Genomic DNA, 14,346 nt, shown 5'->3' on the forward strand with positions numbered 1-14,346 from the left:
TTAACTTGTATATGATAGCGCTTTCTTAAATTATCACAGTCCGGCGTGATTGTAAACGCTTTATGAAAAGTTTTCATTTTTTTGAATAAATAACCGAAGGGAATATCAGCCGGAACGCGAAAGGATTTGAAGTACTCGTTTTTGTACTCAGGCATAAGATGTGTTAGGCCGATTTAAGAAAAGCGAAGGGAGTGCATCTGTTGATTGATGAATTGGATTTTGCGTTCGGTGTTCTGCCGCTTTGTATCATCATCTTGTCAGTCGCCGGAACGTATCTGTTTAAAAACGCGTTCATTATGCCGGCTGCCGCTTTGGCCGTTTGCCTTATATGCACCTTTACCGTATTGAATTACTCGTTTATCGGGTGGGCCGTTGTGTACACGCTTGTCTCATTCGCGTTATCCCATATTACGATGGTGGTGATCAAACAAAATAAAAAATAGGATCGGCGGCAGCCGATCCAGCTATCATAAGCAGAGATGAGGCTCTGCTTTGTTTTATTTATGAATGTGCAGGAATTCCTTAATGACAGCGGCCTGTTCTTCTTTCGGATACGTGCTGTACAGATGGCTGGTTAAGCGGACGGGGTCTCCGAAGAAGTATCGTTCATATTGTGTCTGTCTCGTGCCGAAGGGGCTCATGGTCAAATCCCATGCCAAACGGAATACTTTCACCCGATCCTCAGCGTTCAATTCGGCCGCCTGTAAATATTGGTCAAGGTCTCCCCTGATATCTGAATGGAACGCTTTTTCAGTCGGCAAAGTCACCATTCCGCTTGCCCCGATCAGCTGAATGATCTCCGTGAACCGCGGGTAGATATCAGGAAAAATCGCGCTGACAATACGAAGCGGAATGACACTCGGTCGCATATATCCCCATTCATCCGTTTCCGCATCATTCTCCGACTTTTCCAAAAGTGCTTTCATCGTTTCCAGACCGGTGATGATCTCAGCCATCTTTGCATGAATATGCTGATACTCGCTGACATCTATCGTATCGACAATCGTCTGGGCAAGGCCCAGGAGAAACTCCGTCTTTACGATTTGTCTCGTGATGACTTGATGAAATGCGAAGGCGTTAAAAGAGCTTTTCATATTAAAATCAAAAGCCGCATCGTAATTATCATAATAAAATACGCGTTCCCAAGGGACTAAAACGTTATCAAATACAACGATAGAATCCATTTCTTCATATCGGGAGCTGAGCGGATAATCAAATGATGATTTTCCCAGTACGAAAGATTCCCTGCAGATGAATTTTACTCCCTTTGTATTGGATGGGATTGAAAAAGCGAACGCTTCATCCGATTCAAAATACATCTTAGGCAGAGAAACGACGAGCACTTCATCTGTCAGGCCGCCTTGTGTGGCCAAAAGCCGGGCGCCGTGAATGACGAGGCCTTTTTCATTTTTTTCGATGACTTTTGCCGAGATAGGGGCAGGTGACACGTTTACACCCATTTGCGAACGATTTACCTGGGGGGTGATAAACGTGTGCGTAAAAGAAAGATCCTGTGCAACAGCGCGTTCGTACAGCGCCTGAACATGTTCAGGAAAACAATGATCCCGGTCTTTCAAAATCGCGGCAGAAGAGGCGAAACTCATCAGCACGGTATTCATGTAATCCGGGCTCCGTCCCATCATTCCATGCGTGTGCCTGGCCCAGTGCTCGAACATTTTTCTTCTTCTTTTTAAGTCTTCTTTTGTTTTCGGCTGCAGGTATGAAAGCCCGGCCCGTTCTTTTTTACCGGGAAGACTGTAAGTCATCTGGTCTTTTAAGCCCGGTTTCGTCTGCAAATCATAAAGAGAGCGCTTCGTTTCCAGAAGGCCCTTAAATGCAGGATGTTCAGAAATGTGTCCCTCGATCTTTTCACCGTCAAGCCAAATTTCATTCTCAAGCCGGTTTAATCGGTCAATAAACATTTTGCCATTAATGATACCCATCATGTCGCCCTTCTTTCTTTACAGATCCACTACCTCATTATATTGAAAACGAAATGGGGTGTTCCGGTTATTTCCAAAGGGGAAGAGCCTTTTTCGGCTAGGGAGGCTGAAATGATTGCATAATAAAAACCCCTTACGCAGAGGGGGTTTTTAACTGATCATGTCTTTGTATCTTTGTTCGAGGACGAAGTCTATCATTCCGGTGATACGGGTGTTTTCAGCGTTTTTTGTAAAGTGAGGAATTGAGTGCAAAGGTCCTTTTTTGTACAGTTTCAGCAGTTTTGTAAGATACATTAAGCCTCTGGCGAATAAAAAAAGCAGGAGATACGGAAAGAGGCGGGGAACATGAACATAGCTGACTTGACCTGAGAAAAGTGCTGTCAGAAACATGGCAATAATGCTTCCGATAAAAATCCATTTCATAAAATCAAATAATGAGAAGTCAGGTTTGGAAAACTGTTTTTTTCAGCTTGAATAACTTCTCGGTATCCTGTTCTTCAAGACAATTCATCATGTTTACAAGACCTAGTCTGCTTCATGCTTATCATCACTTTTTTCCCGCTTCTTTTGATTCATTTAAAGATGTTCCGATATAAAAAAGGCGTGCCGCGGTGTAAAATGGCTATATTGATAAATATGGAGGTTGAGATGGATCAAGATTATATGACTGAGCTTGTCTCGGTCCAGCTGAAGAAAATCCGGTCGGAGAGGCTATACACAAGAAAAAATGGCGGATGTGATCGGCCTTTCTAAAAAGGCGCTGGTGCAGATTGAGAAAGGGCGGGCGCTCGCGGAATGGCCGCATGTTGTAGCGGTTTGCGCGCTTTTCAGATCAAGTGAAACACTGCAATCCGTATTAGGAGATGATCCGCTGGAGGTCATTGAAGCGGTTGCTCACCGAACAATTGACAGGCCGAAGGGGAAGACGATGGGCGGCAGGGTGTGGTGGAAAGCCATCGAGAAAAAAGGCGAGTTCCGCTTGCAGCATCATTTGATTTCCCATCATTACCGCATCCTCGATTCTTATGATGATTTGTGGTTCAGCAGTTTTGAAAAGGCGGATGCTTTAGAGCGGCTTGATGAGCTGTTTTTGGAGGCGGAGGAAGCGAAGCGCTGACGCACCTCCGGTTGATGTATTTTCTGACAAGTGGGAAAATACATGTAAATCCCAACCAAAGGAGAGATTCGAATGAAGCCTGAAGATATCGTGCGAAGCGGCCCGAATCAGTACATATGCAAGGAAGGGATCGCAAAAGAACTTCCCGGGCTGTCGGAGGTATTCAGAAAACCCGTTATTGTGACCGGAATCAAGTCCTATCAGGCGTTTGCCGATTACAGCGGGGGTTCTTCCTGGGATGTGATTCAGCATAAAGGATACTGTTCACCTGAGGCGGTGCGTAAGGTCTGTGAGCAGGCGAAAGGTGCGGATGTGATCATCGGTATCGGAGGCGGCACGATTTTGGATTTGGCAAAAGCGGCGGCAGACCGGCTTGATATTGAGGCTGTGATGGTTCCTTCCATTGCGGGTACGTGTGCGGCAAGTACACCGTTAAGTGTCATGTATGATGAGAGCGGCAATTTTATCAGAGTGGATTATCATAAGCGTTCCAGCTATTTGACGCTTGTTGATCCGCTGTTTTTGCTTTCCTCTCCCATTGAATATATGAAAAGCGGGATCGGTGATACGCTGGCGAAATGGTATGAGGCTGAGGCGGTCATCAGAAATACGGAGGCGCCGCCGCTGATGGCTCAGGCGGGGCTGAGACAGGCGGAATATATTCGCGATCTGTTATTGCGTTACAGTGAAGCAGCCGTCGAAAGCATGGAGAAAGGCAGGCTGTCATTGCCGTTCATCCATACGGCGGAAACGATCATTATGCTTGCGGGAACGGTCGGCGGGTATGGAGGCCGTTTGTGCAGGATGGCAGGGGCGCATGCGGTGCACAACGGGCTCAGTTTTCTTCAGGAGACACATCAGGTGCTGCACGGCCAGAAGGTTGCTTACGGCATATTGGTGCAGCTCGCGCTTGAGAATCGGAGTCATGAGATTGAAGAGCTGCTTCCGTTTTACCGCCGGCTCGGATTTCCCGTCAGTCTCTTTGATCTCGGCATCCGTGACAGCCGTGAGGAAGCCAAGCGACGCATCGCTTCTCACGCCTGCCGGGCGGAAGAATCATTATGCTTAATGGGGCAATATGGCGAGAAGGACGTGTCAGCGGCGATTGAATCGCTCGAATCAGCGCAAAAGACAGGATAGAGCTTATGATCTATCTTGTCTTTATTTTTTGAATATTTCCGTTATAATGAGTGGGGTATAGAAAGGGAGGGGCCAAAAGGACATGTATCAGGCGAAGAAGATATTGTTATTAGGATCAGGCGAGCTGGGGAAAGAAGTCGTCATTGAAGCGCAGCGGCTCGGGGTTGTCACTGTAGCCGTTGACAGCTATGAGCATGCCCCTGCCATGCAGGCCGCGCACAAAAGCTATGTGATTGATATGCTTGATAAAGCGCAGGTCAGAGAAGTGATTGAAAAAGAAAAACCAGACTTGATCGTGCCGGAAGTGGAGGCGATTGCGACGGATGAACTGCTGAAGCTTGAAGAAGAAGGCTTTCACGTCATTCCGAATGCGCGTGCGGCAAAGCTGACGATGGACCGTGAAGGCATCAGACGGCTTGCGGCAGAGACGCTGCATCTTCCGACTGCCGGCTATGAATTCGCGAATACATATGAAGAATGTAAAGAAGCGGCGGAAACAATCGGCTTTCCGTGTGTGGTAAAGCCGCTGATGAGCTCTTCCGGAAAAGGGCAAAGCGTGTGCCGCTCGGCTTCCGAACTAAAAAGCTGCTGGGACATGGCGATGGAAGGCGGACGGGTGAAAAACGGCCGGGTCATCGTCGAGGAATTCATTCCGTTTGAATCGGAAATCACTCTTTTGACAGTGCGTGCGGCGAACGGTACGTCCTTTTGCGCGCCGATCGGCCATGAACAAAAAGACGGCGACTATATGGAATCGTGGCAGCCTCATCATATGACGGAACAGCAGGTTGAAGAGGCGAAACACATTGCGAAAAGCATAACGGATGAGCTCGGCGGATACGGTTTGTTCGGGGTGGAACTTTTCCTTACTCAAGATAAAGTGTATTTCAGCGAGGTGTCTCCTCGTCCGCATGATACGGGGCTCGTTACGCTTGTGACGCAGAATTTGTCAGAGTTTGCGCTGCATGTCCGCGCGATATTGGGATTTCCGATTCCGGAAATCACCCAGCTGTCGCCGGGGGCAAGCCGTCCGCTGAAGGCATCAAAAGAGCTTGCCGATTATGCGGTTGAAGGTTTGGAGAAGGCTTTGGCGGTTAAAAGCACTCAAGTCCGCGTATTCGGAAAACCCGTCACAAAAAACGGTCGCCGTATGGCGGTTGCGCTTTCTGCAGCCGAGACGGTTGAAGAGGCGAGAGAAAGAGCGGCCGAAGCACTCAGTCATTTATCAGTCACATAACTATATCTTAAGAGGCGTTTTTACCGTAATGGTAAGGCGCCTTTTTTGTTTGGACAGACTATATACTGGAAAACGGGGTTGTGAGATAATGTATGAGGCCGTTTTGTGCCGGCTTTATAATTCATGAAACTTTTTATGTCCGCAATCGTTATATGTAATGTTCTCATTTAACAGAGGAGAAAATAACAATACACCATATGGTCTTTCATCTGTGAAGAACGGACAATCCGCATCGCGGCATGGAATAAATTAAGCAGGGTAATCCGGAATAGAGATAACGCCGATTGCTTACCTTAATATGAACGGCGAAAAAACAAAAATCACCAGATTAGATTGTTCAAATAACACCAAATGCTGTATAATAAAAGAATTTGAATGATAGCATTGAAGGAATTTCATTTTATGTTTCCTTAAAATGGAGTCTTTATGCATACGCAGTCCGATTTGATATGGTTTTAATTGGAGGTTTGTGTAAACTGTGAATTATATACCTAGTATGATTACAATTGGAAATTTTATTTGCGGGCTTCTATCGATTCATTCCCTTTTGTATCATAATATTCACTCTGCGGTGATTTTTATTTTCACCGGGATGTTTCTTGATTTCTTTGACGGTTTGGCCGCCCGTAAGCTGAACGCGGTATCGGAGATGGGAAGGGAGCTTGACTCTTTTGCTGATCTCGTGACGTTCGGCGTGGCGCCGTCTATGCTCGCTTACACTGTTTCACTATATACGCTTCCGTTCATCGGAATTTTAATCGCGCTTTCCTACAGCATTTGCGGGATGATCCGGCTTTCGAGATTTAATATCGAACAAAGCAAGCTGCCGACGTTTATCGGGATGCCGATTCCTTTTGCGGGCATGTGTCTTGTCATTTTGAGCTTCATCAATAACGCTTTTCTTCTGGGAGCGGGAACGATTGCGCTCGGATATTTAATGGTCAGCAACATTAAATTTCCCCACTTTAAAAAACAGGCGCCTGAAAACCTGGAGAGCAGAAGATGGAACTAGTTCAGCAATTAATTTCCGATTACGGATATATCGCGATTTTTCTCATGCTGACACTTGGTATTATCGGATTGCCTATTCCGGATGAAGTCATGATGACGCTAGTGGGCTACTTCACGCATTTAAAAGTGCTCAATTATGAGCTCTCCATTCTTATCAGCTTTATCGGAGCGCTTCTGGGGATGATCATCAGCTACTTCATCGGCAGAAAAGCCGGCCGGCCCTTTATTAATAAGTTCGGGAAATGGGTCGGCCTGAAGGAAAAGAGGATGGAGAAAGTAGACAGGTGGATGAAAAAGTACGGGCCGTACACCATTATTTTAGGTTATTTCATCCCCGGCATCAGACACGTGACATGCTACTTTTCCGGAATCGGCAGAATGGATTTCAAAACCTACCTATGCTTCGCCGCCATCGGAGCGTTTTTATGGTGTTTTATTTTTATTACTATAGGAAAATTCATAGGAGTAATCAATGTTTAATACTGCCGCTAAAGTTCTTTATCGTTCATTGATTGAACTGACTAATAATCGATTGACGTCTTATCTCATTAAAAACTTCTGTGAATCGAAACTGAGCAAGCCGATGATTCCGCTGTTTTCCAAACACTATCGCATCAACTGGAATGAAACGGAACGCACAGCTTCTGACTTTGATTCACTGGCGTCATTTTTCATTCGTGATATTAATTTGAATCTCCGCCCCGTGGCAAAAGAGAAGAACGCCATTGTCAGTCCGGTGGACGGCGTCGTTCAAACGGTGGGCATGATTAACCCGAATCAAACCTTCATGGTAAAAGGGAAAGATTATTCGTTCGCCGAACTGACGGGGTTTAAAAGCGCCGATCACAAATACAACGGCGGCTATTTTGCCGTGCTTTACCTGAGTCCGAGACATTATCACCGCTTCCATTCCCCCGTCAGCTGCACGTATCAGAAGCTGGCCGAGCTTGGGAAACGCTCCTATCCCGTTAATACGATGGGGCTGAAGTACGGAAAAGATGTCCTCTCAAAAAATTACCGCTATGTGTACGAGCTGACCCGAGCTGACCAGCAGATGCTCATGATTCCGGTAGGCGCGATGAATATTAACTCCATCGTTCAGACCAGCACCGGAAACAAGCTTGAAACGGGTGAAGAGCTGGGCTATTTTTCATTTGGATCGACCGTTATTTTAGTATTCGAGAAAGATATGTTTACCCCTTCGGATAACCTGACAGAAGGCCGCGAATTACAGGTCGGCCAGATCATCGGTTATGCGGAGTCACAGGAGGAGGCGTCCGCTTTATAAAAGCTGCTCCTCTTTTTTATATGGTGTAAGGAAGTGACAATATGGCAGAAAAGGATTTGGCAAAGCTGATAGAGCAGTACCAGCATACAGGCGGCCAGCAAGTTCTTGAAGCCGTGCGGGACGCCTGCTGGCCTGTCGTCGAAGCGCTCATATCAGAGCTGGCTGAAGACAGCGCCGATGTCCTGCGGGAAAAAGGCCGTGACCGTTTTCCGTTTATTATCGGCAAGTACCAGACCGCTGCGGGCCTGCCGCTTGAGACCTTTTTGCGCAATACGTATCGGTTTTATTTTCAGCAGGTGTTAAAAGGCGAGGCATGACTGGAAGAAAGAGTCCGGACGGAAATGTTCATCTTTCGCCCGTTTTCCTGTATGATATAGTAGAGTGTGCGTGATCATTAATATAATTGAACAGGGTGTATAATCATGGAAAAACAATATAGAGTTTTACTTTATTATAAATATGTAAAGATTGATGAGCCTGAAGAATTCACGGCTCAGCATTTGAAGTTTTGTAAGGAGCTCGGTCTGTTAGGCCGTATTTTGATTTCTGAGGAAGGCATTAACGGTACGGTGTCCGGAACGGTTGAACAGACGGATCAATACATGAAGGCGCTGAAAGCTGATCCGCGCTTTGCCGATATGCCGATCAAAATTGATGAGGCTGACGGACACGCGTTCCGCAAAATATTTGTCCGCCATAAAAAAGAGCTTGTGACGCTTCGCCTCGAAGATGATGTTGATCCGAATGTCACAACGGGCAAGCATTTAAAACCGAAAGAATTTTATGAGAAAATGCAGGACCCTGACACGATCGTAATCGACGCCAGAAACGACTATGAGTATGACCTCGGTCATTTCCGCGGAGCAGTCAGACCTGATATTGAGGCGTTCCGTGAGCTGCCGAGCTGGATTGAAGAACACAAAGACATGCTTGAAGGCAAAAAAATCCTCACGTACTGCACAGGCGGCGTACGCTGTGAAAAATTTTCCGGATGGCTGTTGAAGCAGGGATTTGAAGATGTATCCCAGCTTGACGGCGGTATCGTCACTTACGGGAAAGACCCTGAAGTGCAAGGACAGCTGTGGGACGGACAGTGCTACGTGTTTGACGAAAGAATCAGCGTACCGGTAAACCGCGTAGAGCATGTTATTATCGGAAAAGATTATTTCACAGGCGAGCCATGCGAGCGTTATGTGAACTGTGCGAATCCGGCATGTAATAAAAAAATGATCTGCACACCTGAAAATGAATACAAATACATGCGCAGCTGCAGTCACGAATGCCGAACAAACGAACGCAACATGTATGTGAAAGAGCACGAAATGACCCAGGAAGAAATCAATGAACGCCTTGCTCTGATTGAAAAAGAAGATCATGCGGCGATTGATTAACAGAAAAGACCACCAATGAGGTGGTCTTTTTTGTGTTTACATACTTTCTGTCCGGGCGCTCTGGTCTGATGCGGCGGCGGGTCCTTTATAATTGAAGGCTTTTTCCCATTTGGATACGACGATGCAGGCGACCGCATGGCCCGGCACGTTGACACCGGTTCGCGCCATGTCCATGACGCGGTCGACACCGGCAATGATGGCGACGCCTTCCGCGGGGAGACCGACGGCATTCGCGGTCGCCAGAAGCACGACGAGTGAGCCTGACGGCACGGCGGCAATGCCTTTGCTTGTCATCACGAGCACAAGCATCATCAGAAGCTGCTGAGACAGCGGCATCTCCACATGAAAAGCCTGCGCCAGAAAAACACATGACACCGATAAATAGAGACTTGAGCCGTCACAGTTCAGCGATAAACCTGACGGAACCACAAAGGAGACGACCCGCTTCGGGCAGCCGTATTTCTCCATCCGATCCATCAGCTGAGGCAGAATGGTTTCTGTGCTTGTCGTGGAAAATGCGATCAAAAACAGATCCCAGATCATTTTCAGCACTTCAAAGTATTTGATTTTAAAGATAAGCCCCACAATCGGAAACAGAACGAAAAGGATCAAAAACAGCCCGAGAAATACAGTGCCGATCAGCTTCAGCATCGGAAGCAAAAGCGCGATTCCGTATTGTCCGACGGAGGCGGCCATAAGGGCGAGAACGCCGATCGGAGCGGTGACCATCACCATTTGCGTCAGCTTGAACATAATATTTGCCGTTGATTCAAAGAAATTCATGACAGGTGCGGATGCTTTGCCGATGCCGGCTGCGGCGACACCGAATAAGATTGCGAAAAAGATGACGGCGAGAAGATCATTTTTCGCCATAACGTCAATGATGTTAACGGGGATAATATCAAGAAGCATTTGTTTCAGGTCGACTACTTTTTCAGTATAGCCGGAAAGCTCGTGAATATCTTTTTTAGCAAGGTGAGAGAGGTTAAGGCCGACTCCGGGCTTCAGTACGTTCGCCAATAACAGGCCGAGCCCCAGAACAAGCGTCGTAATGACTTCAAACCAAATAATCGTTTTGATGCCGAGACTGCCCATCTTTTTCATACTGCCGCTGCCGGCGGCTCCGATAACAATGGTCGAAAACACGATCGGCACGACAATCATTTTAATCAGGCGGATAAATCCGTCTCCGACGGGCCGCAGCGCCATCCCGAAATCCGGGAAGAAATGGCCGATCAATGCTCCGATGGCTAAAGCGATCAAAATCTGGAATGCGATAAATTTTTTCAAGCGAATCCCCCTTTTACTTGCGCATTTCTTACGTAATTCGCGAAGCAGGCGGCAACCACCTTCCTCTCTGCCATAAATTTGTCACACATTGACTGTGTGAAAGAGAGGATTGCTTTACATTATGTAAGCGCAATCATTGAATATGACACAAAGTCCTCATTGGAAAAAATGAAGCGGCATAGGATAAAGAAAGAATTTTACTCGAAAATATTAAAAATTTTGATAATTATATGATATGATACGGACAACTGCATCCTCATATATCTGTGCATACACGATTCGGACAGAGAAAATATATGCAGATCATAAAAGACTGAAAATTTTAAGAATTATAAGAAAGGTGTGCTTTTGTTGAATCAACTGATTGAAATACGTAAGGTCACAGCAAGAAAAGAAAAACCGGATTCCGCTTCATTGGGATTTGGCAAGTACTTCACTGATTACATGTTTGTCATGGATTACGAAGAAGAAAGAGGCTGGCATGATCCGAGAATTACACCTTATGAACCGGTTCATCTTGATCCGTCCGCATCCGTTTTCCATTACGGGCAAGCCGTATTTGAGGGGCTGAAAGCATACAGGTCAGAAGAAGGACGGGTATTGATGTTCCGGCCTGACCAGAATGTTAAACGGCTGAATAAATCGTTACGGAGGATGAGCATGCCGCCTCTCGACGAGAAGCTGGCGCTGGAAGCATTGATACAATTGGTGGTGCTGGAGCAGGAATGGATTCCGAAAGAAAAAGGAACGTCATTATACATCCGTCCGTTTGTGATTGCGACTGAGCCTTCTTTAGGAGTCCGGCCTTCAAACCGTTACAAATTCATGGTTGTCCTGACGCCTGTCGGTTCGTATTACGGCGATCAGCTGAAACCGATCCGTATTTATGTAGAGGATGAGTATGTGCGTGCCGTCACCGGCGGAGTGGGCGATGTCAAAACGTCCGGAAATTATGCGGCCAGCTTACAGGCTCAGCAAAAAGCCGAAGAACTGGGGTATGATCAGGTGCTTTGGCTAGACGGGGTGGAAAAGAAATATGTGGAAGAAGTAGGCAGTATGAATATCTTTTTCATCATAAACGGAGAGGCTGTAACGCCGGCGTTAAACGGAAGCATTCTCGGAGGCATCACCCGGGCATCTGTGATAGAGCTGTTAAAAAGCTGGGGCATACCTGTCAGGGAAGAACACGTTGCCATTGATGACATTTATCAGGCCGCAATGAGAGGCGAAGTGTCAGCGGTATTCGGTACGGGAACCGCAGCCGTCATCTCGCCGGTCGGCGCGCTGCATATTCACGGAGAAACGATTGAGCTGAATAACGGTTTGATCGGTGAAGTGTCAGAAAGGCTCTATGAAACGATTACCGGCATCCAGGTCGGGAAGGTGCGGGATTCGTTCAGATGGGTGGTTGAAGTATAAATGTAAAAAGAACCCTTGCGCGGCAGGGTTCTTTTTTCGGTTATTGGGATTTAGCGGATTGAACGCGTGCGGTGCTTTTCCGGTTTCTCACATAATAAGCGATGTAACAGACGGCCATAAATGCAATTCCGCAATAAAGGGCGATGGCCTGGTTCGGATCAAAAGCAATGCCGATACAGGAGGCGAGGCACAGAAGAAAGGCCGCTATCGGCACGGCCGGGTATCCCGGCGTCCGATACTTCAACTCTGAAACCTGATGCCCTTCTTTAAGAAACCGTCTTCTGAACAAAAATTGCGATGCGGCAATGCTCATCCACACCGCCACGACCGCAAATCCTGAGACGGAGACGAGAACAAGATAGATTGTATCCGCTGCAAATACGCTTGACAGCAGCGACAGAATGCCGCCGATCATACTGAAGATCAGAGCGTTAAAAGGAATGCCTTTAGGCGTCAGCCTGGCAAAGGCAGGATGAAGCTCTCCCTCTTTAGACAGGGACCACAGCATACGTGATGACGCGTACAGCCCTGAATTGGCGGCAGACAGAAGCGCCGTTAAAATGACGAAATTCATCAGATCGGCCGCATAGGGCACGCCGACTCTGTCAAATACCGTGACGAACGGGCTTTCAATCACACCGGCTTCCTGGATGGAGATCATCCCTGACAGCACAAAAATCGTTCCGATAAAGAAAAGCGCCAGCCGCCAGACTGTGGTCTTAATGGCGCGCGGAACGGTTTTTTCCGGATCAGCGCTTTCCCCGGCAGCGATTCCGATCAATTCCGTCCCTGAAAAGGCAAAGTTTACTGAAAGCATCGTCATCAGTATCGGGAAAAAGCCATTTGGAAAAAGGCTGCCGCCAACCGTAAAGTTCGACAGCATAGGTGCGGCCTCACCGCTTTTCATCGGGACAATGCCGAACATCGCCGCTCCGCCCAATAAAATAAACAGTAAGATGGCTAAGACTTTAATGCTTGAGAACCAAAACTCCGATTCAGCAAAAAATTTCACGGAGAAGACGTTTAATAAAAAGATGAAAAGAGCGAATACCGCACTCCACATCCACACCGAAGTATGCGGGAACCAGCGCTGCATGAAGAGCCCGGCCGCCGTGAATTCAGAGCCCAGCGCCACCGCCCACGTCAGCCAGTACAGCCATGCGACCGTAAAGCCCGTCGCCGGTCCGATATAGGTTTTCGCATAGGTGTGGAATGCGCCCGTTACCGGCATGGCCACTGACAGTTCACCGAGGCAAAGCATGACGAGATAGACGATGCACGCGCCCAAAAGGTAAGCGAAAATGGTGCCCGCCGGACCCGCCTGATGAATGGTATACCCAGAGCTTAAAAACAGCCCTGTTCCGATCACACCTCCGAGTGAGAGCATAAAGAGGTGCCTGCTTTTCATACTTCTCTGAAAATTTGTCTCGTTCTTGTTGTTCATTGTTTTCCAACTTTCTGCGAGGGCCGTTCTAATAAAAAATCTCATGCCGGCGAATGGCACGAGATTCCGGCGAACCGGCTTTTTGAATAGAATATACAAACTATTCCGATTAGTCAAGTTGTTTTTAAGGTCTTGGCCCAATCGGCAATGGCCTGGATGTCCGCAGGTTTCGTCCGGCAGCAGCCTCCGATCAGGCTCACGCCTTTTTCGTACCAGCTGCTTTGCGCGCTTTTTCCGAAGTTGTTTTCGCAGGCTGCGCCTATCCAGGTTTTTGTCACCGGATCATACTGTTCGCCGGAGTTCGGATAGGCGATAATCGGTTTGGACGCTGCCCGTTTGATTTCTTCTATCAGCGTCGGAATATGTTCAATCGGTGTGCAGTTGATGCCGATCGCTGCGATTTGGCTGCAGGAGTCGAGCAGAGCCGCACATTCGGAAATAGGCGTGCCTTCGCTGATATGCCGTCCGTCTTTGGCGCTGAAGCTGATCCATGCATAAGTGCCGGGGAATTCCTCCAGCAGCTTTGTGATCGCTTTTGCTTCTGACAGGCACGGAATGGTCTCACAGGCCAAAAGATCGGCGCCGGATTCGATGAGGGCTTTCATCCGGGGGCGGTGAAAGCTGATCAGCTCATCCTCCGTCAGTCCGTAATGTCCGCGATATTCAGAGCCATCGGCAAGGCTCGCGCCGTAAGGTCCGATAGAAGCGGCGATCAAAGGTTTGGGACGGTGTATACGGTTTTCTTCATGCGCCCAAAATTCATCACGTGCTTGGACGGCGAGCTCAACTGATGTCTGAATAAGGCGGATCGCATCAGTTTCTGGGATGCCGCGTGCCGCAAATCCTTCAATCGTTGATTGATAGCTGGCGGTGATCGCGCAATCAGCGCCGGCGGCAAAATATTCTGCATGCACCTGTTTGATCAGTTCGGGTCTCTCCAAAAGAATTTTGGCCGACCACAGATCGTCATTTAAATCACAGCCCATCCGTTCAAGCTCGGTAGCCATCGCTCCGTCTATGATCATAACCGGATATTCATCTAATATTTGTGTAATGGGATTCATAG

Annotated in this window: 13 protein-coding genes and 1 pseudogene; 10 read left to right on the forward strand and 4 right to left on the reverse strand. The window is 47.6% G+C overall.

Going from position 1 to position 14,346, the window contains the following annotated elements; all coding sequences use genetic code 11:
• Positions 1 to 200: 200 nt before the first annotated feature.
• A complete protein-coding gene (locus ACW5MY_RS01285; protein WP_013350879.1) occupies positions 201 to 443 on the forward strand; it encodes a DUF2651 family protein in 243 nt (80 codons plus the stop codon).
• 54 nt (positions 444 to 497) lie between these two features.
• Here ACW5MY_RS01285 and hpaB read toward each other — a convergent pair whose 3' ends face one another.
• Entirely contained in the window at positions 498 to 1,943 is a 1,446-nt protein-coding gene (gene hpaB, locus ACW5MY_RS01290) for a 4-hydroxyphenylacetate 3-monooxygenase, oxygenase component (protein WP_041481588.1), read from the reverse strand.
• Positions 1,944 to 2,591: 648 nt separating this feature from the next.
• Between hpaB and ACW5MY_RS01295 the strand changes: the two are divergent.
• From ACW5MY_RS01295 to trhO, 8 genes and pseudogenes are all read left to right on the forward strand, one after another.
• Positions 2,592 to 3,060, forward strand: a pseudogene (locus ACW5MY_RS01295) (helix-turn-helix transcriptional regulator).
• 72 nt (positions 3,061 to 3,132) lie between these two features.
• Entirely contained in the window at positions 3,133 to 4,200 is a 1,068-nt protein-coding gene (locus ACW5MY_RS01300) for an iron-containing alcohol dehydrogenase family protein (RefSeq protein WP_013350883.1), read from the forward strand.
• 82 nt (positions 4,201 to 4,282) lie between these two features.
• On the forward strand, positions 4,283 to 5,437 hold the full coding sequence (gene purT, locus ACW5MY_RS01305) for a phosphoribosylglycinamide formyltransferase 2 (protein ID WP_014469669.1): 1,155 nt from the start codon (positions 4,283 to 4,285) through the stop codon (positions 5,435 to 5,437).
• Positions 5,438 to 5,915: 478 nt separating this feature from the next.
• Positions 5,916 to 6,449 (forward strand): CDP-diacylglycerol--serine O-phosphatidyltransferase, encoded by a 534-nt coding sequence (gene pssA / locus ACW5MY_RS01310; RefSeq protein ID WP_013350885.1) that lies wholly within the window; start codon positions 5,916 to 5,918, stop codon positions 6,447 to 6,449.
• On the forward strand, positions 6,440 to 6,928 hold the full coding sequence (locus tag ACW5MY_RS01315; RefSeq protein WP_013350886.1) for a DedA family protein: 489 nt from the start codon (positions 6,440 to 6,442) through the stop codon (positions 6,926 to 6,928). The genes pssA and ACW5MY_RS01315 overlap by 10 nt, the downstream gene beginning before the upstream one ends.
• Positions 6,921 to 7,736, forward strand: a complete 816-nt coding sequence (locus tag ACW5MY_RS01320) for a phosphatidylserine decarboxylase (RefSeq protein WP_013350887.1) — start codon at positions 6,921 to 6,923, stop codon at positions 7,734 to 7,736. Before ACW5MY_RS01315 ends, ACW5MY_RS01320 begins: the two co-directional genes overlap by 8 nt.
• A gap of 41 nt (positions 7,737 to 7,777) precedes the next feature.
• Entirely contained in the window at positions 7,778 to 8,053 is a 276-nt protein-coding gene (locus ACW5MY_RS01325; RefSeq protein ID WP_013350888.1) for a hypothetical protein, read from the forward strand.
• A gap of 105 nt (positions 8,054 to 8,158) precedes the next feature.
• Positions 8,159 to 9,127 (forward strand): oxygen-dependent tRNA uridine(34) hydroxylase TrhO, encoded by a 969-nt coding sequence (gene trhO, locus ACW5MY_RS01330; RefSeq protein ID WP_013350889.1) that lies wholly within the window; start codon positions 8,159 to 8,161, stop codon positions 9,125 to 9,127.
• A gap of 36 nt (positions 9,128 to 9,163) precedes the next feature.
• Here the strand turns inward: trhO and gltP are convergent, their stop codons facing one another.
• Positions 9,164 to 10,417 (reverse strand): glutamate-aspartate/proton symporter GltP, encoded by a 1,254-nt coding sequence (gltP, locus tag ACW5MY_RS01335; RefSeq protein ID WP_013350890.1) that lies wholly within the window; start codon positions 10,415 to 10,417, stop codon positions 9,164 to 9,166.
• Positions 10,418 to 10,768: 351 nt separating this feature from the next.
• Here gltP and ACW5MY_RS01340 point away from each other — a divergent pair, with 351 nt between their 5' ends.
• Positions 10,769 to 11,836, forward strand: coding sequence for a branched-chain amino acid aminotransferase (locus ACW5MY_RS01340; RefSeq protein WP_041481589.1), 1,068 nt, complete (start codon positions 10,769 to 10,771; stop codon positions 11,834 to 11,836).
• A gap of 40 nt (positions 11,837 to 11,876) precedes the next feature.
• Here the strand turns inward: ACW5MY_RS01340 and ACW5MY_RS01345 are convergent, their stop codons facing one another.
• Complete coding sequence (locus tag ACW5MY_RS01345) at positions 11,877 to 13,280, reverse strand: amino acid permease (RefSeq protein WP_162145046.1); 1,404 nt, start codon at positions 13,278 to 13,280, stop codon at positions 11,877 to 11,879.
• Between the two features lie 113 nt (positions 13,281 to 13,393).
• Complete coding sequence (gene mmuM / locus ACW5MY_RS01350) at positions 13,394 to 14,344, reverse strand: homocysteine S-methyltransferase (protein ID WP_013350893.1); 951 nt, start codon at positions 14,342 to 14,344, stop codon at positions 13,394 to 13,396.
• Positions 14,345 to 14,346 lie beyond the last annotated feature (2 nt).

The organism is Bacillus sp. Bwzl_19 (assembly GCF_054900515.1).

Excerpts from the sequence above, each read along its gene's own strand:
- ACW5MY_RS01325 (WP_013350888.1), top strand. The coding sequence starts at position 7,778 with ATGGCAGAAAAGGATTTGGCAAAGCTGATAGAGCAGTACCAGCATACA.
- hpaB (WP_041481588.1), bottom strand. The coding sequence starts at position 1,943 with ATGGGTATCATTAATGGCAAAATGTTTATTGACCGATTAAACCGGCTT.
- ACW5MY_RS01300 (WP_013350883.1), top strand. The coding sequence starts at position 3,133 with ATGAAGCCTGAAGATATCGTGCGAAGCGGCCCGAATCAGTACATATGC.
- ACW5MY_RS01315 (WP_013350886.1), top strand. The coding sequence starts at position 6,440 with ATGGAACTAGTTCAGCAATTAATTTCCGATTACGGATATATCGCGATT.
- ACW5MY_RS01345 (WP_162145046.1), bottom strand. The coding sequence starts at position 13,280 with ATGAACAACAAGAACGAGACAAATTTTCAGAGAAGTATGAAAAGCAGG.
- purT (WP_014469669.1), top strand. The coding sequence starts at position 4,283 with ATGTATCAGGCGAAGAAGATATTGTTATTAGGATCAGGCGAGCTGGGG.
- mmuM (WP_013350893.1), bottom strand. The coding sequence starts at position 14,344 with ATGAATCCCATTACACAAATATTAGATGAATATCCGGTTATGATCATA.
- ACW5MY_RS01320 (WP_013350887.1), top strand. The coding sequence starts at position 6,921 with ATGTTTAATACTGCCGCTAAAGTTCTTTATCGTTCATTGATTGAACTG.
- trhO (WP_013350889.1), top strand. The coding sequence starts at position 8,159 with ATGGAAAAACAATATAGAGTTTTACTTTATTATAAATATGTAAAGATT.